The following is an 18,733-nucleotide window of genomic DNA, read 5'->3' on the forward strand; positions in this document are numbered from 1 at the left end:
CAAACATCTGCACCCTGAAGCTCCCGAGAAGGACCCGCCCGCCATGAGCACCCCCTCCCCCGCCGCCCCGGCCGCCGGGCACAGGAACGAGACGGTCATCGTCTTCGCCCTGAGCCTGGCCGCCATGGTCGTGTCGATGATGCAGACCCTGCCGGTCCCGATCCTGGGCCTCATCCGCTCCGACCTCGGCGCCTCGACCGCCGGCGTGAGCTGGGTCACCACCGCCACCCTGCTCTCGGCGGCCGTGTTCACCCCGCTCCTGGGCCGCTTCGGCGACCAGCACGGCAAGAAGCCGACCCTGGTGGCCGTGCTCGCCGTCATGGTCGCCGGCTCCGTGATCGCCGCGCTGGCGTCCTCGCTGCCGCTGCTGATCCTGGGCCGGGTGCTCCAGGGCGCCGCCACCGCGATCTTCCCGCTGGCGCTGTCCGTGCTGCGCGAAGAGGTCCGGCCGCAGAAGCTGCCCGGCGCGATGGCGCTGGTCAGCGGCACGCTCGCGTTCGGCAGCGGTCTCGCGCTCGTCGCCACCGGCCTGCTGACCTCCGGCTCCGACGCCGACTATCGCAACGCCTTCTGGATGGCGACCGGCTTCGCGGTCATCGCCCTGCTCGCCGTGCTCTTCCTGGTCCCGGCGACCCGCCACAAGACGGGCGGGCGCACCGACTTCCTCGGCGCGCTGACCCTCGGCATCACGCTGCTGCTGCTCCTGCTGCCGATCTCCCAGGGCCACGAGTGGGGCTGGACCTCCGGCCGTACGCTGGGCAGCTTCGCCGGCGCCGCCGTCATGGCCGCCGTCTGGGTCCTGACGGAGCTCAAGGTCCGCGAGCCCCTGGTCGACATGCGGATGTTCGTCCACCGCCCGGTGCTGATGGCCAACCTGGCCGGCATCCTCGTCGGGTTCGGCATGTTCGCGAACTTCCTGGGCGTCTCGTACCTCGTCCAGATGCCCGAGAAGCTCACCGGCTACGGCTTCGGCGCGTCGATCCTCCGCGCGTCCGTCGAGTTCCTGCTGCCCGGCGCGATCGTCTCCCTGCTCGCCTCGCCCCTCGGCGGCCGGCTGGTCCGCCACCGCGGTCCGCGCGTGGCACTGGGCCTCGCCGCCGTGCTCGGCGCCGCCGGGTTCGGCTGGCTGGCGCTCGACCACGGCCACACCGCCTCGGTGATCGGCGCCGGTCTGGTCGTGGGCGCGGCCGTGAGCTTCGGCTACGCCGCCATGCCCGCCGTGATCATGGCGAGCGTCCCGCACCACCAGAGCGGCATCGCCAACGGCATCAATTCGATCTCCCGCTCGACGGGCAGCGCCATCGGCAGCGCGATCGTCACCACGATCCTGGCGTCGAAGACCATCGAGCACCTGCCCGCCGGTGTGCCCCCGCTGCCCGCCGAGTCCGGCTTCACCCTCACCTTCGCGATCGGGGCCGTGGCCTTCGCCCTGGTCGCGCTGATCGCCTGGCTCGGTCTGCGCGGCAACCGGGGCACGGTGGCGACCGGGTCGGTCCCCGCGCCCGCCGAGGCCCGCGCGGCCGAGCCGGAGAAGGCCGGAGCCACCGCCTGAGCCACCGCCTCCGTCCCGCCGCGTGTCGCACACGGCGGGACGGAGGCCCCGCCCCGCATGGTGGGTGCATGAAGGCTACGGAGGTCATCACCGACGGGTTCGGACGCATCCGGGAGCTCGTCCACGAGGTCGTGGGCGGGCTTCCGGCGCGATCGCTCAACGCCCGGGTCGATCCGGCGGCGAACTCGATCACCTGGCTGGTCTGGCACCTGACCCGGATCCAGGACGACCACATCGCCGACGCGGCGGACCTGGAGCAGGTCTGGCAGTCCCGGGACTGGGCCGCCCGGTTCGCCCTCCCCCTGCCCGCGGACTCGACCGGGTACGGGCACACCGCCCGCCAGGTCGCCGAGGTACGGGTCGACTCGGGCGAGCTGCTCCTCGGCTATCACGACGCGGTGCACGAACAGACCGTCCGGTTCGTCCGGAGCCTCACCGCCGCGGATCTGGAGCGGGTGGTGGACGAGCGCTGGGACCCGCCGGTCACCCTGGGCGTCCGCCTGGTGAGCGTGCTGGGCGACGACTGGCAGCACGCGGGCCAGGCCGCCTTCGTACGGGGCCTGCTGGAGCGCCGCGGCTGAGCCGTGGACGGGGCACGGGGAGCGAAAGCCGGCCCCGCCGGCGTCCGAGGCGCGGGGGTCCGGGGGCGGAGCCCCGGGAACGGCGTCGCACCGGATCGCCGGGCCCCGCCCCCCACGCACGAGGGCCGGTGCTCCGTACGAGCACCGGCCCTCCGCAGCGTTACGCGCCGCTCGCGTCGAGCATGGCCTCGCGCTCGACGATCTTCACTCGCTCACGGCCCTGCGGCTCGCCCAGCGCCTTCTCGGCGGCGTCCAGCTTGTACCAGCCGTCCCAGGTCGTGTACCGCACGCTCCGCTCGGCGAGGAAGGCCTCGACGGCCTCCGGCTCCGGCGCTTCCGGGACGCTCAGGCGCCCCTCCGCGTGGTCGGCCAGCAGGTTGGCGACGGTCTCGTTCGCATCGCCCTTGGTGTGGCCGATCAGGCCGATCGGACCGCGCCGGATCCAGCCGGTCACGTACGTCGACGGCAGGTGGCTTCCGGACTCCATCACGCGGCCGCCCTCGTCCGGGACGGTGCCCGACTCGGCGTCCCAGGGGAGCTTCGGCAGCTCGTCGGAGAGGTAGCCCACGGCCCGGTAGACCGACTGGACGTCCCAGTCGGTGAACCGGCCGGTGCCCTTGACGTTGCCCGTGCCGTCGAGCTCGGTGCGCTCGGTGCGCAGACCCACGACCTTGCCGTCCTCGCCGAGCACCTCGGTGGGCGACTCGAAGAAGTGCAGGTACAGCTTGTGCGGGCGCTCGCCGACATCGCGGATCGCCCAGTTCTCCAGGGTCTTGGCGACCATGTCGGTCTGCTTGTTCTTGCGGCGCTCGGCGATCGAGCCCTCGTCGTAGTCGATGTCCTCGGGGTTGACGATGACCTCGATGTTCGGCGAGTGGTCCAGCTCGCGCAGCTCCATCGGGCTGAACTTGGCCTGGGCCGGACCGCGGCGGCCGAAGACGTGCACCTCGAGGGCCTTGTTCGCCTTGAGGCCGTCGTACACGTTGGCCGGGATCTCGGTCGGCAGCAGTTCGTCGGCCGTCTTGGCGAGGATGCGCGCGACGTCGAGGGCGACGTTGCCCACGCCGAGCACGGCGACCTTCTCGGCCTCCAGCGGCCAGGTGCGCGGGACGTCGGGGTGGCCGTCGTACCAGGAGACGAAGTCGGCGGCGCCGTAGGAGCCGTCGAGGTCGACGCCCGGGATGGGGAGCGCGCGGTCGGCGGTGGCTCCCGTGGAGAAGATCACCGCGTCGTAGAAGGACCGCAGCTCGTCGAGGCCGATGTCGTTCGGGTAGTCGACGTTCCCGAAGAGCCGGACCTGGGGCTTGTCGAGCACCTGGTGCAGGGCCGTGATGATGCCCTTGATGCGGGGGTGGTCCGGCGCGACCCCGTAACGGATCAGGCCGAACGGTGCGGGCATCCGCTCGAAGAGGTCGATCGACACGCCCGGTTCGGCGGCGGTCTCGGACTTCAGCAGGGCGTCGGCGGCATATATGCCGGCGGGTCCGGCACCGACGATCGCTACTCGCAGAGGGCGAGGCATGGCAATGGTTCCCTTCGAGCGACAGCACGGTGGATCATGCTGAACCCTAAACGAAGGACAGCCTTACCTGGCACTCGGTGTCGACTTATGCCCCCATAATCGAACCTTATGGCCACTACAAGCGCCCCTTTGGGGCGCTGTCGACCTGCCACGAGACGGCCCTCCCCCGTGAACTCGCTGGTCAGCGCGAACTCCGGCTGACAGACTGAATTCGCTTGATCACTCCAGGAGGACACATGGCAGACGAGACCCAGACCCCGTCGGACGAATCCCCGGCGGACGAATCCCCGGCGGAAGCGGCCAAGCGCAAGTTCCGGGAGGCCCTGGACCGCAACGCGGCGAATGCCCGGTCCCAGCAGTCGCACCAGCACCGCGCGAAGGTCCAGGGTGCCGGCAGTGGCGGAGGGGGCAAGAACAAGAAGGTGCGCCGCAAGACCGGCTGAGCCCGGAACGCAGGAGCCCACGCCGGGTGGTCCGGTGTGCCGAATGGGCCACCCGGGTGATGGGGGATAACCCCTGGCGCCGTCAGCAGTTGATCAGCCTGTCCCGCCGAGGGCAGCTATCTCATGCGACAGTGCGACAGAAGGATCCCCGACATGTTCAAGAAGCTCATGGCATCCGCCGCGGTCACCGCCTCCGTCCTGGGTGCCGGTGCCGCCGTAGCCACCCCGGCGATGGCGATCGGCAACGACAACGGCGTCAACACCGTCAACGGCAACGGTGCCTCGCAGGTCTACGGCAACCAGGAGACCCAGGGCGCGATGAGCCCGCAGGCGAGCCTGGTCCAGGGCTCCCTCAACAAGCTCTGCGTCGGCCTCCCGGCCAAGATCAACGCCCAGTCCGTCCTCGCGCTCGTCAACGTGGGCGTCCAGGACATCCCGATCGCGTCCAACCCGCAGAACCAGCAGTGCGCCGAGAACTCCACCCAGGCCAAGGGCGACGAGACGGCCTCGCACATCCTCAGCAACATCCCGGTGCTGTCCGGCAACCTCTCCGCCGGCAGCTGACCCTCTCGGTCCGACACCGGCGACGCGCCGGCGTGGCACCCGCTACGCCGGCGCGTTCCGTTTGGTCAGCGCCGTGGCCAGCTGGGCCCGGGAACGCACGTCGAGCTTCTGGTAGATGCGGGTCAGCCGCGCCTCCACCGTCTTGACGCTGACGAACAGCTTCGCCGCGGCCTCCTGGTTGCTGGCCCCCTGGCTGACGAGCAGCGCGAGCCGGGCCTCCGCCTCGGTGAGGGCCGGGGCCGACGCCGATTCCGTACGGGTCCCCTCGCCGCCGGCGGGGTCACCGGCGAGCTCCGCCCACGGGGTGGCCCCGGCCCTGCCGAACACCTCGGCCGCCGCCATCAGCGCGGCCCGGGCGGGTGCGCGGCGACGACGGCGCCGCTCGACCCGGGCGAGGGCCAGGAGCGTCCGGCCGCGCTCCAGCGGCAGTCCGAGGGCGTCGAACCGCTGCGCGGTGGTCTCCAGCAGGTGGACGGCCGCGTCGGCCTCGCCCTGCGCGGACAGGCACAGGCCGCGCGCCCGGTCGAGGGCGGCGACGACACCGCCCCGGCCGAGGCCGACGGCGACGGTGCGCACGCGGTCCGCCAGCCGGGCCGCCTCCGCGGGGGCGTCGGCGGCGACCAGGGCCTCGGCGAGCTCCCCGTGCCAGCGCAGGATCGAGGGGTCGGCCACCTTCTGTGCGGCTTCCAGTTCCTCGACCTGCCGCAGGGTGGCGACGGCCTTCGCCGCTTCCCCCGTGGCCAGTTCGACGAGGCCCAGCGCGTGGAGGCTGCGGGAGAGGAAGACCTGGTCCCGTTCCTCCCGCGAGGCCTGGATGCCGCGGCGGGCGTAGCCGGCGGCCCTCGCGAAACTACCGCCTCCGGCCTCCGCCGTCGCGGCGAGGTACCAGGCGGGGCCGGGCGAGAGACCCGCCTCTATGGTCAGTTCGAGGGCCTGGCGGGCACGCAGGGACGCGGCCCCGCAGCGGCCGCCGCGCAGTTCCACCTCGGCGAGGCTGCGCAGCACCTCGAAGACGTCCTCGGCGGATCCCGTGGCCTGGACCGCCGGGAGCAGGACCATCAGCCGGCTGCGGGCGTCGTCGAGGCTGTCGTCGAACAGGGCGTGCCGTACGGCGAGGTACTGGGGCGCGTTGCGCATGCCGAGCGGGACTTCGGGGGCGGGCAGCGCGAGGGCCTCGGCGAGGATCGCCTCGGCGCCCGGGTCGCCGAGGATCCGGCCCATGCGGGCCCGGACCGTCAGGGCCATGGCCTCGGCGACCTGGTCTCCGCCGAGCGCGGCGAGGGCTCCGGCCCGGGCAGCGGCGTCGCGGGAGCGGACGGGGTCGCCGTCGCTGAGGTTGTGCTTCCAGGCCATGCGCAGTTGGACGGCGGCCTGGAGCGAGGGGTCGCCGGCGGCGTCGGCCATGGCGTACGCGAAGGTCTCGTCGAGGGTGCCGAGGGCCTGTCCGGCGGCGTCTATCACCGCGAGCCGGGCGCGGACCCGGTCGGCGGGCGAGGCGTCGCGGGCGAGTACGGCCCGGGTGGCGCGGTGGGCGAGGTCGGCGCGGCCGGCCCAGCCCGCGTCCTCGGCGGCGGCGACGAGACGGGCGAGTTCCTCGCCGGCCAGGCAGGACGGGGTGCGTTCGGCGGCGAGCAGGCCCAGTTCGGCCGCGAGGGCCCGCCGGCCGAGGCGGCGGCAGACGTCCGCGGCCTCGGTGATCTCGGCGGCGAGCCACTGGTCGGGGGCGTCCACGGCGAGCGCGCGGTGACGCACGGCCTGGACGGGGTCGTCGACGGCGTCGGCCAGGGCCGCGTGCCCGGCGGCGCGTTCGGGCCAGCCGGCGTCCGCGGCGAGCGCGGTGGGCAGGGCGCCGGCGGTGAACTCGACGCTGCCGTCCTCTCCGACCCTCACCAGTGCGGCCCGTTCCGCCGCGGCCAGCTCCGCCTCGGCGTCGGGGCGTCCGGCCCGGCGCAGCAGGGCGGTGGTGGGACGGGCGGCGAGGGCGGCCAGGAGCAGGGTGCGGCGGGCCTCGGCGGGGGCTCCGGCGAGCAGTCTGCGGGCCACCTCCCGGGCCTGCCCGGAGACGGGCAGGGCGTCGGCGTGGTGGGCGCCGCCGTCGCGGGCCCCGGCGGTTTCGGCGAAGGAGTGGCCGAGGGCGAGGGCGAGGCGCGGGTTGCCGCCGCTGGCCTGGTGGATGCGGCCGGCGAGGCGGGCGGGCAGGCCGTGGCGGACGAGGAGTTCGGCGACCTCGTCGGCGCCGAGCGGCGGGATCCGGATCGCGGGGGTGTCCGGGCCGCAGAGCGGTTCGCCGACGGGGGCGCCGTTGCGGGGCTGTTCGGCGACGAGGACCCGGACGCCGGGTGGGGTGAGGCGCAGCGCGAAGCGGAGCAGGTCGGTGCTCTCGGCGTCCATCCACTGGGCGTTGTCCAGGACGAGCAGGACCGGGTGGCGGGCGGCGAGCGTGCGCAGCACCTCGACGACGGCGAGGCGCAGGGCGACGTGGTCGCGGCCGACCCGCGGGGCTTCCGCCTCGCGGCACAGCAGGGCGATGGCGGTGCGCTGCGGCCCGGCGAGCTGTTCGAGCCCGGCCCCCGGCACGGAGGCGAGCAGGGCCGCTGCGGAGGCCTCGGGTATCCGCTGGTCGCCCGCTTCGGGAGCCAGTCGCAGCACCGTCTCGCGGCGCGCCTGGGCCGCGGCCGCGACGGCGCGCACCAGTTCCGTCTTGCCCGCGCCGGCGGGTCCCGTGACGAGCGCCCGGCCGTGCGTGGTCAGCGCACGGTCGACGGCCTTGATGAGTTCAACGTGTCCGACACTTGTGTCAGCGTGCCCCGCCGCCACCACGCACCGCCACCAGCCTCTCGGTCCCCAGTTCCTGTGCCGTTCCTGTGAGAGGCGACAATACGAGGTCACAGGGCGGGCGGGCCCCGATTGTGACGCAGAATTCAGTCGGCTGACGGGAAAAACCGTCGGACCCGCCGATACGAGGAGTATCGGCGGGTCCGACGGGTTCGTTGGTCCGTACTATCGCCCCGTCAGGCCGAGTTGGGGGGCTCGGCGCGAAGGGCGGTCCGGGCTCGGTCAGAAGCCGAGGTTCCAGGAGTCGATCTTGCCGGTGTCACCGGCGGCGTTGTCGTTGACCCGGAGCTTCCAGGTGCCGTTGGCGACCTCGGAGGAGGCGTTCACGGTGTAGACCTGGTTGATGTTGTCGGTGCTGCCGCCGGCCCGGTTGTGCAGGTTGTAGACGCTGCCGTCGGGGGCGACCAGGTCGACCTTGAGGTCACCGATGTAGGTGTGGAGGATGTTCACGCCGACCTTGAGCGTGGCCGGGGCGTTGCCGGCGACACCGCTGACGGTGATCGGGCTCTCCACGGTGGCGTTGTCGGCGATCGTGTAGTCCATGGTGTTCTCGAAGCCCGTGGTGGGCGGGATCGAGGTCACCGCGGAGACGGTCTTGGCCGCGTCGGCGAGGCCGGCGCCGCAGCCGCCGGTGCAGGTGCCGGCCAGCGGGCGGGCGTTGTCCTTGATGGCGGTCTCGATCTGCGCCGGGGTCAGCGCGGGGTTCGCCGACTTCATGAGGGCGACGAGGCCCGCGATGTGCGGGGCGGCCATGCTGGTGCCCTGGTACGGCTTGTAGATCTCGGCGCCCGGGGTGGTGGTGCCGGCGTTCAGCGTCGAGAGGATGCCGTTCTCGGGGGTGGTGACGGTGCCGGGCGTGTCGGTGCCGCGGCGGGTCTCACCGCCCGGGGCGGCGATGTCGATGATGGCGCCGTAGTTGGAGTAGAACGAGCGGTCGCCGGTCCGGTTGGTGGAGGCGACGTTGATCACGTTGTTGCAGCTGGCCGGCGAGAAGTTGGCCGCGTCCGCGTTGCTGTTGCCGGCGGCGACGACGACGGTCGTACCGCGGGCGATGGCCGCGTTGATGGCGTTCTGGTAGGTCGAGCTGCAGGCGCCGGAGCCGCCGAGGCTCATGTTGATGACCTTGGCCGGGGTGGCGTTGGCCGGGATGCCCGCGACGCTGCCGCCGGAGGCCCAGGTGATGGCGTCGACGATGTCCGAGGTCGCGCCACCGCACTTGCCGAGCACGCGGACGGGCTGGATCTTCGCGCCGTACGCGATGCCCGCGACGCCCTTGGAGTTGTTCGTGGCGGCCGCGATGGTGCCCGCGACGTGGGTGCCGTGCCAGGAGGAGTTGCTGGCCGTGGAGCCGGTGCCGCACTCCCCGGCCGCGCTCCAGTCGCCCTGGTCGGACGGGTCGTTGTCGCGACCGTTGCCGTCACGGGCGGCGGTGGAGTTGGTGATGAAGTCGTAGCCCGCGACGATGTTGGGGGCCACGTCCGAGTGGGCCACGTAGCCGGTGTCGATCACGGCGACGGTGACGCCGGAGCCGGTGGCCTTGTCCCAGGCCGCGGGAACGTTCATGCCGGCGGTGGGCTCGAAGAGGTCCCACTGCTTGGCGTACTCGGTGTCGTTCGGGGTGACGGCCAGGGGGTAGGCCCGGGAGTCCACCTCGACGTACGCGACGTCCGGGTCGGCGCGGAACTGGGCCATCACGTCGGCGGCGTCCTTGGGCGCGACGGTGCCGCCGAGGTTCACGAGAGCGGCGCCGGTGCCGAGGCGACGGTCGAACTTCGCCTTCTTGCCGGCCTTCTTCCCCTTGGCCGTGGCGTCGGCGGCGGCAGCCGTGTTGGAACTGGCCTCGGAAGCCGAAGCCTTGTATCCGACGATGAGGTTCTCCACCGGCGCGGTGCCGGCCGCGGCGGCGGCGGGGGCTCCGGCGGGGGTCTCGACGGCCACGGACGCGGTGGCGGTGCCGGCGAGCAGGGTGACGGAGATGGCCGCCACGGATATGAGCCTACGACGTCTGGATGCGTGCACAGTGTTCCCTTTCACGGGCCGTTCCGGGCAGGCCGGAGCGGCCGGTCGGTGCAATGTGGGAGGTGAACCGGCGGCTGCGGGGCCGGGAGCGAGCTGGTCCGACTCGCCCCGGCCGCCACCGCGCGCCACGTCGCTCCGGCCTCGACGGCGGGGCAGGGCAACGGCGGTACCGACGGTCCGCCGGGCGGCGCGGATTCACGCCATGTGGGGTTGGCGTGGGGTCCGACCGGCCGGGGGAAGATCGCCGATGGGCAGACAGTAGGCAACGGGCCGATGAACTGGATACGGGGAAAACCCTTGTCGGGCCCCCCGGAGATCCCCCGTGCGGGATATTAGGCGCAGCGTTCCGCGGGAGGTTCGGCGGGGTGCACCCCGGTTGGGCCGGTGGTGGGCCGGTGCGGCGTTTTCAGCGGGGACCTGCCAGTTTGCGGAAGTACGTCCAGCTCGTCTCGTTCGGCTCGGTCCACTTCTCCGGAGCCCGGGCGAACTCGGGGTGGCGGGCCGCGATGTAGGCGCGGGTGCGTTCGGGCACCTCGTCGTACGCGGCGAGTTTGCGGCCCCGGCAGTGGAAGGCGAGACCGCCGGGCCGAGGGCCCTGTTCCATCCAGGGCAGCCACGGGGACATCCGCGTCCACGACAGGGTGGCGGGCACGCTCGGCGCGTCGGTGGTCGTCACGCTCGCCGGGGCGAAGTACTGGAAGAGTTCCAGCGCCCGGTAGGTGTCGTCCCCGGAGTTCAGCGGGAACTCGGCGACCGGCAGCGGCGAGGGGTAGGCCAGCGGGATCTCCAGGCTGAAGCAGACCTGGTCGCCGAGCTCCGTCATGGGGACGGGGAACGGCCGCAGCCGCAGGTTCGCCGGATCGTTCCAGACGTGGATGACCTTTTTGTCCTCCCAGGTCTCCAGGATCTCCCTGGTCACCGGGTCCAGGTAGAACGCGGCTTCCCGGTTCAGCAGTTGCCAGCCCCCGGTCTCCTCGTCGGGCAGGAGACGGGCGACGCTGACTCCTTCGAAGCCGAAGAGGCGCCGGTACGGCTCCCCCGGGCCCCACGAGTGGACGTCCCCGGACCACCAGAGGGTGACCTCGGAGCCGTCGAGCGACGCGCGCGTGCGGGCGAGGGCGTTCACGAGCTCGGCAGGTGTCATGGGACGTACTGTGCGCATCCGTCCGGCCGCGGGACAAGAACGCCCCGGGCCGCGCCCGGCATGCGGATGCCGGGTTGACGGCGCCGGCGCCACCGGCAACCGTGACCGCCATGGGGAACGAACGCCGACTGCTCACTCTCGTCATCTGCCTGGTACTGGGCGGCGGCGGGCTGCTCGCGGTCCTGCTGGGCGCCTCGGGAGCGTCCGGCCCGCACCCCGGGCACGGTACGGCCGGGCCGGCGCCCACCGATTACGTGGACATCGGGGACGTTCCACCCTCTCCCGGCCCCGCTGCGGCCACCGGGCCCGACGGGTCGGCCGGCTCGGTGACCGTGGAGTGCGGGCGCAACGGGGAAGAGCACTACAACGAGGACAACCTGGTGGTCTCCCCCGGAGTGCGGGCCGGCGCCCACCACACGCACGCGTACGTCGGGAACCTCTCCGCGGACGCGATGTCCACCGACGCCTCCCTGGACGCGGGCGCCACCAGTTGCACGGGCGGCGACCGTTCCACGTACTACTGGCCCGTCCTGCGCCGCACCGACCGTCCGGGCACCCGCCCGTTCGAGACCTCGGCCGGCCACGGCAACGCCGGCGAGATCCTGCCGGAGGCCTCGGTCCGCGTGGAGTTCCGCGGGAACCCGGTGAGCAAGGTGGTCCCGATGCCCCGGTTCCTGCGCGGGATGACGGGTGACGCCGTGGCCTTCACCGCCGGCGCCGGCGCCGACGTCCGGGCCCGCTGGGGCTGTTCCGGCTCCCCCGACCGCTCCACCACCCGCTACCCGCGCTGCCCGGCCGGCGACCTCGTCACCCGCACCCTCGCCTTCCCGAGCTGCTGGAACGGGCTGGACACGGCGAGCGCCGGACACCGGTCCCACCTGCGCTTCCCCGAGGGGGGCGGCGTCTGCCCGCAAGGCACCTTCCCCGTGCCCGAACTGCGGCTCACCCTCGCCTACGAGGTCCCCGCGGGCGCGCCGATCGCCGTCGACTCCTTCCCCGAACAGCGGCACAGCCCCAGGACGGACCACGCCATGTTCGTGAACGCGATGACCGACGGACAGATGGCCCGGGTCGTCGACTGCCTCAACACGGGCCGCGACTGCCGCACCTGAACGTCGGCGAGTGACGCACGTCACCTGAACCGCTCGCGCGCGGGCGGCGTGTTCCGACCGCACGACGAAGCGAGGAAGACGGAGAGGGTGTTATGGCCGGACCACTGTGGCCCCGCACTCGGCGGGGCTCGACCGACGAGGCACTGATCAAGTCGGTGTACGAGGAGCACGGTCACGCCCTGCTCGCGTACGCCACGAGGCTGACCGGGGACCGGGCCGCCGCCGAGGACGTGGTCCAGGAGACCCTCATCCGCGCCTGGCGGCATTCCGAAGTGCTGGTCAACGGAAAGGGTTCGGTGCGCGGCTGGCTGCTCACCGTGGCCCGCAACATCATCACCGACCGCTACCGGGCCAAGGCCGCCCGGCCGCCGGAGGTCTCCGGGGCCTCGGCCGCTCCCCCGGTGGAGGCGGACCACGCCGAATCCGTGGTGGACACCATGACGGTCCTCGGCGCCCTCGACCGACTGACCCCGGAGCACCGGGACGTGCTGACGGTGCTGTACTACCGGCAGCTGAGCGTCGCGGAGGCCGCCGACCGCCTCGGCATCCCGGCCGGTACGGTCAAATCGCGTGCGCACTACGCGCTCAAGGCCCTGCGCGAGCTCTTCGTCGAAGGCGGCGCGAGGGACGACGGTTTCAGAGACGGCAAACGATCGGGCAGGCCGCCCCAGCAGCCCGCCGGACTGCGTGAGGTGGTGGCATGAACGGGCAGCGGCACGAGGAGGAACTCCTCGGCCCGTACGTCCTCGGCGTACTGGACGAAGAGGACGCCCGCCGGGTCGAGGAGCACATGAGCGGATGCGTGGGGTGCCGGGAGGAGGTGGCCGCGTTGACGGAGATGGAGGCGGCGCTGGGCGAGGTGCCAGGGGAGGCGTTCCTGGACGGGCCGCCACAGGGCGGGGACCTGCTGCTCCAGCGCACGCTGCGGCAGATGCGCGGCGAACTGGAGGGCAGGCGGCGCCGGCGCACCGGGCTCGTGGCGGTGGCGGCTGCGGCCTCGCTGGCCGCGGTGTTCTGGGCCGGGACGCAGCTCGGCGCCACCGACGAGGGCGCGCTGGCGGTGCCGCCGCTGCCGTCCCCGACGGTGACGACGGCCCCTCCGGCTCACGTTCCCGGGACGAAGGTGGCCTCCGCGACCGATCCGGGCACCGGGGCGCGCATCACCGTGACGATGACACCCGCGATGAAGTGGGTGCGACTGAACGCGGCCGTCACGGGAGTGCCGCCGGGCGAGCGGTGCCGACTGGTCGTCGTCGCCAAGGACGGCACGCGCACCACCGCCGGTGGCTGGGTCGTGGGCAGCGCTTCGAGCGGTGAGGGCAAGGGCGCGTCGCTGGACGGCTCGGCGGCCGTGGACCCGGCGAACGTCCAGCAGATCCTCGTCGAGAACGAGGCGGGCCGCGCGTTCGTCTCCGTGGCGGTCTGACGGGCACGGCCTGACGGACACTGCGGGGCCGGCGTGACGGAGCGGGCGTGACGGAGCCCGGGAGCATATCCAGCTCCCGGGCTCCTGTGTGCCACCCAATTGCGCACACCGGCACGTTTAAGAGTCGCGGATCATTCTTAGATCGACGTGTTCTGCCTTTGAACTACCGCGCCACGAAGAGAGGCGCAGGGGGGACTTGAACCCCCATCCATCGATGATCGTCCGCGCTCGGTCGATCCGGTGTTCGGCGGCGAATACTGAGACTGGAGCGAGAATCTGAGATTCATGGGGCCGCCTCTGCCAGGCTTGGGCCACCCCGGCACGTGTGCCGGGGGAGGGATTCGAACCCCCAACTGACACCCCTGTTTCAGCTTCAACATCAGTTTCAGCTTGCGCTCTCGCGCACCCCCGCACACGGGCGGGGGCGTTCACGGGGCTACCTGAACAGGTAGCCGAACACCGCGTCACCGACCCGCTGGTCGGTCACCTCGGTGCTGTTGGCCTCCTCGCGGGCGTACTTCACGGCCTGCTGGAGCTTCTCCACCCGGTCGAGGAGCTCGTTGACGCGGCGGGCGGGGAGGGCGCCGGAGAACTTCACGGTCGTCCAGTAGCCGACCGGCACGTCCTCGTAGTACACCTCGACCTGCGCCGGGTGCTTCTCGGTGGCCTCGGCCTTGACGTGGTTGCGCGGCACCTTCTTCGTACGGACGGTGCGCACCGGGTCCGTCTTCCAGGCGTCCGTGGACGGGTCCAGGTTCCAGGATTCGGAGGCGTCGAGCACCGGCAGCTTGCGCACGAAGGTGTGCAGGTCGGTGAGCTGCTTCTCCAGGAAGAGCAGGTACGGCACGGGCACCTGCGGGAGCAGGACGTTCCCGTCCACGACCACGTCGGCGGCCGCGCTGCGGTTCGCCCAGTCCTTGGTCGCCGTCACGTCGAACAGCCGCGTGAGCGTGCCCGCCGTGGCGCGCAGCACGTCCTCCGCCTTGATCTGCACCCGGGTGGACTCGGGCGGCAGCTGCTCGCCCTCTTCGTCCTTGGGCTGGTACGTCCGCGAGATACCGGCCAGCAGGGCGGGCTTCTGCACGTCGTGGTGAGCCTGGGTGAGCTCCGAGAGGGACTTGGACTTGACGCCCTTTTCGACTGCGATGATCTGATTCAGCTTCGGCACGCGATCAACGTAGCAGCCGTTTGTCCGATGATTCACCCGGATTTCCGCCCGGTTGGCGGACCTCCTCCGTCGGCCGTGGCACGACACCCGGGCAGGCCCGGACCGATCATCACATTGCGGTTCATGACATCCTGTGGCGTCACAACTCGCCGGACGGGATCGGCGGACGTCCGGGGAATATGGGGAAGGTCCATGAGGCTCTGCTTCCTGGTGGAGGAGCACTACCGCCATGACGGCATGCCGAACGAGGTGATCCGGCAACTCACCGCGTGGGGCCACCGGGTCGACGTGGTGCGGCCGGGCGGTTCCTTGCTGCGCGTGAGCGAGGCGGTCGACGCGGGTGCGCACGACGCCTGGGTGTTGAAGACGGTCTCCGGCGGGCCCGGGCTGACCCTCCTGGAGGCGGCGGCCGCGGCCGGGGCGACCACGGTCAACGACGCCCGCTCGATCCGGGGGGTGCGGGACAAGGCGCTGGCCGCCGCCATCGGGCGCGGCAAGGGGCTTCCACTGCCGATCACCTACGCCGTGGCCCTCCCCGAACTGCTGCGGGAGATACCGGAAGCGGAGTACCCCCTCGTCGTCAAGCCCGCGGACGGCAGCTCCGGGCGGGGCGTGCACCTGGTGTCCTCGCCGGAGCGGCTGGAGGCGATGCTCCCCGTGCTCGCGGGCGAGGGCATGCTCATCGCCCAGCCGTACGTACCCAATCGCGGCACGGACATCAAGGTGTACGGCGTCGGCGGCGAGCTGTTCGCCACCGAACGCTGTTCCCCGCTGAATCCGGACCCCTCGGTGCGGGAGCGGCGCGTACCGCTGTCGGCGGAGGTGGCGGCGATCGCCGCACGGGTGGGAGAGGTGTACGGGCTCGATCTCTACGGGGTCGACGTGCTGCTGGGCCCGGACGGACCGGTGGTGGTCGACGTGAACGACTTCCCGAGCTTCCGCCAGGTGCCGGACGCGCCGGCTCGCGTGGCCGCGGCGGTACTGGAGCTGGCCCGTACGGGCTCGGCCCACGCCCCGGCCGTGTCGTACCCCCTTCCCGTGTCGATCCCGGTACAGACGGCGCCGGCGCAGGCCCCGTCGGGGCAGCTCTCCGCCCGGGCGGGGGAAAACGCGTGAGGATCGGCCTGATCACCGCGGATCCCGGGCATCCGCTGCTCGCGGCCACCACCGCCCTGCTGGCACCCGCGCACACCGTCGAGGTGCTCGCCCCGGACGCGGCTCCCGACCGCCTGGCCGACGTGTACCTGCTGAAGTCGCGTACCGAGCGGGCGCTGGAGCTCGCCCGGGAGCTGGAGCGCCGGGGCTCGGCCGTGGTCAACTCCGCCGCGGCCACCGCGCTGTGCCAGGACCGGACCCGAATGGCGGAGCTCGCCCTCGGGGCCGGGCTGCCCTTCGCCACCACGTGGACCCACGCATCGCTCTCGACATGGGCGTCCGGGGCCGCGCTCCCCTCCCCCGTCGTGGTCAAGAGCCGGCGCAGCCGCCGGGGCGACCTGGTCGCCCGGGTGGACGACGGCGCACGGCTGCGACAGTTGGCCCTGGAGTGGCCGCACGAGCCGGTCGTGGTGCAGGAGTTCGCCCCCAACAACGGCTGGGACCACAAGCTCTGGGCGATCGGGGACCAGGTCTTCTGCGCACTGCGCCGCTCCGAGCTCGCCCCCGGGGGCCGGGGCCCCACCCGGCCGCTGCCCCTGGACGAACTGCCCGCCGGATGGGCCGATCTGGTGCGGGAGACCGGCGCGGTGTTCGACCTGGAGGTGTACGGGGTGGACATCATCGACGTCGGCGACGGCAAGCCGCTGATCGTGGACGTCAACGCCTTCCCCGGCATCCGCGGCCAGGCCGGCGCCCCCGAGGCCCTCGCGTCGCTCGCCCTGCGCCGCGCCACCGGACGGACCCGCGCCACCCGATAAACGGGGGTGTCGCGGGCCGTGACCGGCACCGGGATGGCCGAGGATCGGGGCATGGGCGTCGTCCTGCCGGTCCTCTGCGCGCTGTTCGCGGCGTTCTCCAACGCGCTGGCCACCGTGCTCCAGCGGCGGGCCGCCCTCACCGTGCCGCAGAGCGAGGGCTTCCGTTTCGGTCTGATCCTGGACCTGCTGCGGCGCCCGCTGTGGATCGGCGGGATCCTCGCGGTCATCGCGGCCGGGGTCGGCCAGGCCGTGGCGCTGGGCACCGGCGCGCTGGCGCTCGTACAGCCCCTGTTCGTACTGGAACTCCCGCTGGCCCTGCTGATCGCCTCGCTGTTCACGCGCCGCCGGCTGCCGAGAGCCCTGTGGCTGGCGGTCGCGATCCTGGTCGTCGGGCTCGGGATCGCGATGGCGGCCGCCTCGCCCCAGGGGAACCGTACGCACGTCCCCTTCGACCGGTGGGTCCTGGCCCTGGCCGCGTGCGCGGTGGCCGTCACCGCCCTGGCCCTGGCCGGGCTGCGACGCCCGCCCGGCCGGGCGCGGGCCGGATGCCTGGGAGCCGCCACGGCCGTCTGCTACGCGCTCACGGCGGCCCTGATGAAGTCCTCCGTGCACCTCCTCGACGAGGGCGGCCTCGTCGCGTTCCTGACCTCCTGGGAGACGTACGCCTTCGGCGCGACCGGCATCTGCGCCCTGCTGCTGCTCGAACACGCCATGCAGGGCGGCCCGCTGGTCGCCTCCCAGCCGGCGCTGACCCTCGGCGACGCGAGCGTCAGCGTGGCGCTGGGCGTGCTGCTGTACGAGGAACACCTCCGCTCGCAGTGGTGGCTGGTCCCCCAACTCCTGGGCGTGGCCCTGATCTGCGCCGGAGTCCTGGCCGTCGCCCGCGCGGGCGAGGGCGCGCCGTGACCCCGCGGCGGCGTGTAGCATGACGCGCACAGTTGAACGCGTTCAATACTGGGGGGCGGCATGGTTGCGGACGGTCCCGGCATGGCGAGAGTGTTCCGGCGCATGGGGCGGTTCGTCGGGCTGTACTGCGGGCTGCACACCGCGGGTTGGCTGTTGGCCTATCCGCTGTTCGGCTTCGCCGCGGACTTCTCGTTCTGGGCCTACATGGGCACCGGGATGGTGGTGCTGGCGACACTGGGCGGCCTGACGATGCTGGTGACGCTGAGCGCGGCGCTGAACCACACCCGGATGCCGGTCGAGAAGTTCCGGTGGCGGCTCTGGTTCACCATGGCCGGGTTCACCGTGCCGCTGTGGCTGACGATCTGGTTCGCTCCGCTGGCGTTCTTCGAATGCGTCGTCGCGGCCCTGTTCACCACGAGGATGCCGGCGCCGCTGATCCCCGAAAACTGGACGGCCCGGCCGCAGTGAGGTGCGCGGCGGGGCGCCCCCGCGGGGGCGTCGAACGCCGGTGCTCCGCGGGCGGCCCCCACTCGACACCCCCGCGCCGGCGGGGTCGGGCGTGCGGCGGGACGCCCCGCAGGACGTCGAACGCCGATGCTCTGCAGGGCAGCCCCACTTGGCACTCCCGCGCCGGCGGGGTCGGGTGTGCGGTGGGGCGCCCCCGCAGGGCGTCGAACGAAACCCGCTCGTGTTGGCGGTGCGGCATTGGGTTCGACGCCCGAGGAGGTGCCCCGGCGCGCGCCCGGCCCCGACGGCCCACCCTGCGGCCCGGCCCCGGCCAGGTGGGGTGCCGCTGCGCGGGGCTGGTCCCCCACCCGCCCTTCCACCGTTCCCCGGGCTCCGCCCGGACCCGTCCTGGGGCTCCGCCCCGGACCCCGCGCCTCAAACGCCGGCGAGGCTGGATATCCGCCGCTGGAGGGTGCGGGCATTCCGGCAGGTTCGGACAGGCCAGAGGAATCGGACGGCTGGGAGGGAACGAGCGGACGCCAGGGGGCGGGGACGCCAAGGGGCTGGCGGATGCCAGGGGGACGGCGGACGCCACGGGGCCGACGGACGCCAGGGAGACGGCGGACGTCAGGGGGACGGCGGACGTCAAGGGGCCGGCGGATGCCGAGGGACCGGCGGACGCGAGGGGGCTTGGATGGGCAGTCGGCTCTGGGGTGCGGCGGAGGCCGCCTCCGCACGGGCCCGGAGCTCCGCTCGGCGGAGTTTGCCCGTGCCCGTGCGCGGGAGTTCCGTCACGAACTCCACGAGCCGCGGGTACTTGTACGGGGCGATGGCCTGCTTCACGTGCTCTTGGAGCGCCCGGACCGTCTCCCCACCGCCCGGAACCCCCGCGCGCAGGACCACGTACGCCTTCACCACCCTGCCGCGCACCGCATCCGGCGCGCCTACGACACCGCACTCCACCACGTCCGGATGCCCGGCCAACACCGCCTCGACCTCCGGACCCGCGATGTTGTAGCCGGAGGAGACGATCATGTCGTCGCTGCGGGCCACGTACCAGAAGTAGCCGTCGGCATCGCGGATGTAGGTGTCGCCGGTGAT

The 18,733-nt window shown here is 72.7% G+C and carries 16 protein-coding genes and 1 pseudogene; 11 read left to right on the forward strand and 6 right to left on the reverse strand.

Translation table 11 applies throughout. The features are described from left to right. Window positions 1–43: 43 nt before the first annotated feature. Together ACFYZL_RS32940 and ACFYZL_RS32945 are read left to right on the forward strand one after the other, a co-directional pair. Window positions 44–1,552, forward strand: coding sequence for an MFS transporter (locus ACFYZL_RS32940; protein WP_388684077.1), 1,509 nt, complete (start codon window positions 44–46; stop codon window positions 1,550–1,552). Between the two features lie 68 nt (window positions 1,553–1,620). Continuing rightward, a complete protein-coding gene (locus ACFYZL_RS32945) occupies window positions 1,621–2,133 on the forward strand; it encodes a DinB family protein (protein WP_384746147.1) in 513 nt (170 codons plus the stop codon). A gap of 160 nt (window positions 2,134–2,293) precedes the next feature. On the opposite strand, the gene ACFYZL_RS32950 is transcribed toward ACFYZL_RS32945, so the two are convergent. Continuing rightward, window positions 2,294–3,655, reverse strand: a complete 1,362-nt coding sequence (locus tag ACFYZL_RS32950; protein WP_384746148.1) for an FAD-dependent oxidoreductase — start codon at window positions 3,653–3,655, stop codon at window positions 2,294–2,296. Window positions 3,656–3,891: 236 nt separating this feature from the next. Here ACFYZL_RS32950 and ACFYZL_RS32955 point away from each other — a divergent pair, with 236 nt between their 5' ends. Next, the gene (locus tag ACFYZL_RS32955) at window positions 3,892–4,098 is read left to right on the forward strand and encodes a DUF5302 domain-containing protein (RefSeq protein ID WP_384746149.1); all 207 of its coding nucleotides are present in this window, start codon (window positions 3,892–3,894) and stop codon (window positions 4,096–4,098) included. Window positions 4,099–4,251: 153 nt separating this feature from the next. After that, on the forward strand, window positions 4,252–4,662 hold the full coding sequence (locus ACFYZL_RS32960) for a rodlin (protein WP_384746150.1): 411 nt from the start codon (window positions 4,252–4,254) through the stop codon (window positions 4,660–4,662). Window positions 4,663–4,704: 42 nt separating this feature from the next. Here the strand turns inward: ACFYZL_RS32960 and ACFYZL_RS32965 are convergent, their stop codons facing one another. The 3 genes from ACFYZL_RS32965 to ACFYZL_RS32975 all read right to left on the reverse strand — a co-directional run bounded on the left by ACFYZL_RS32965 (window position 4,705) and on the right by ACFYZL_RS32975 (window position 10,660). Then, window positions 4,705–7,482 (reverse strand): AAA family ATPase, encoded by a 2,778-nt coding sequence (locus tag ACFYZL_RS32965; protein ID WP_388684082.1) that lies wholly within the window; start codon window positions 7,480–7,482, stop codon window positions 4,705–4,707. 237 nt (window positions 7,483–7,719) lie between these two features. Continuing rightward, complete coding sequence (locus ACFYZL_RS32970; protein WP_388684085.1) at window positions 7,720–9,483, reverse strand: S8 family serine peptidase; 1,764 nt, start codon at window positions 9,481–9,483, stop codon at window positions 7,720–7,722. Between the two features lie 439 nt (window positions 9,484–9,922). Then, a complete protein-coding gene (locus ACFYZL_RS32975; RefSeq protein ID WP_384757319.1) occupies window positions 9,923–10,660 on the reverse strand; it encodes a DUF1838 family protein in 738 nt (245 codons plus the stop codon). Between the two features lie 110 nt (window positions 10,661–10,770). Between ACFYZL_RS32975 and ACFYZL_RS32980 the strand changes: the two genes are divergently transcribed. From ACFYZL_RS32980 to ACFYZL_RS32990, 3 genes are all read left to right on the forward strand, one after another. Beyond that, complete coding sequence (locus ACFYZL_RS32980) at window positions 10,771–11,772, forward strand: DUF1996 domain-containing protein (RefSeq protein ID WP_388684088.1); 1,002 nt, start codon at window positions 10,771–10,773, stop codon at window positions 11,770–11,772. Window positions 11,773–11,864: 92 nt separating this feature from the next. Next, window positions 11,865–12,476, forward strand: coding sequence for a sigma-70 family RNA polymerase sigma factor (locus tag ACFYZL_RS32985; RefSeq protein ID WP_384757324.1), 612 nt, complete (start codon window positions 11,865–11,867; stop codon window positions 12,474–12,476). After that, window positions 12,473–13,198: an anti-sigma factor family protein gene (locus tag ACFYZL_RS32990; protein ID WP_388684092.1), complete on the forward strand. Its 726-nt coding sequence runs from the start codon at window positions 12,473–12,475 to the stop codon at window positions 13,196–13,198. The genes ACFYZL_RS32985 and ACFYZL_RS32990 overlap by 4 nt, the downstream gene beginning before the upstream one ends. Window positions 13,199–13,634: 436 nt before the next feature. Here the strand turns inward: ACFYZL_RS32990 and ACFYZL_RS32995 are convergent, their stop codons facing one another. Then, a complete protein-coding gene (locus ACFYZL_RS32995; protein WP_384757330.1) occupies window positions 13,635–14,366 on the reverse strand; it encodes a hypothetical protein in 732 nt (243 codons plus the stop codon). Window positions 14,367–14,558: 192 nt separating this feature from the next. Here ACFYZL_RS32995 and ACFYZL_RS33000 point away from each other — a divergent pair, with 192 nt between their 5' ends. From ACFYZL_RS33000 to ACFYZL_RS33015, 4 genes are all read left to right on the forward strand, one after another. After that, window positions 14,559–15,482 (forward strand): RimK family alpha-L-glutamate ligase, encoded by a 924-nt coding sequence (locus ACFYZL_RS33000; RefSeq protein ID WP_384757333.1) that lies wholly within the window; start codon window positions 14,559–14,561, stop codon window positions 15,480–15,482. Beyond that, entirely contained in the window at window positions 15,479–16,279 is an 801-nt protein-coding gene (locus ACFYZL_RS33005; protein WP_388684095.1) for a RimK family alpha-L-glutamate ligase, read from the forward strand. Before ACFYZL_RS33000 ends, ACFYZL_RS33005 begins: the two co-directional genes overlap by 4 nt. Before the next feature lie 51 nt (window positions 16,280–16,330). Further along, entirely contained in the window at window positions 16,331–17,185 is an 855-nt protein-coding gene (locus tag ACFYZL_RS33010; RefSeq protein WP_388684104.1) for a DMT family transporter, read from the forward strand. 81 nt (window positions 17,186–17,266) lie between these two features. Beyond that, window positions 17,267–17,653, forward strand: coding sequence for a hypothetical protein (locus tag ACFYZL_RS33015; RefSeq protein ID WP_388684098.1), 387 nt, complete (start codon window positions 17,267–17,269; stop codon window positions 17,651–17,653). Window positions 17,654–18,277: 624 nt separating this feature from the next. Here ACFYZL_RS33015 and ACFYZL_RS33020 read toward each other — a convergent pair. Continuing rightward, window positions 18,278–18,733, reverse strand: a pseudogene (locus tag ACFYZL_RS33020) (2-aminobenzoate-CoA ligase); the annotation flags it as partial.

Origin of the sequence: Streptomyces sp. NPDC001717, from assembly GCF_042892775.1 — a bacterium.
Classification (GTDB): domain Bacteria; phylum Actinomycetota; class Actinomycetes; order Streptomycetales; family Streptomycetaceae; genus Streptomyces.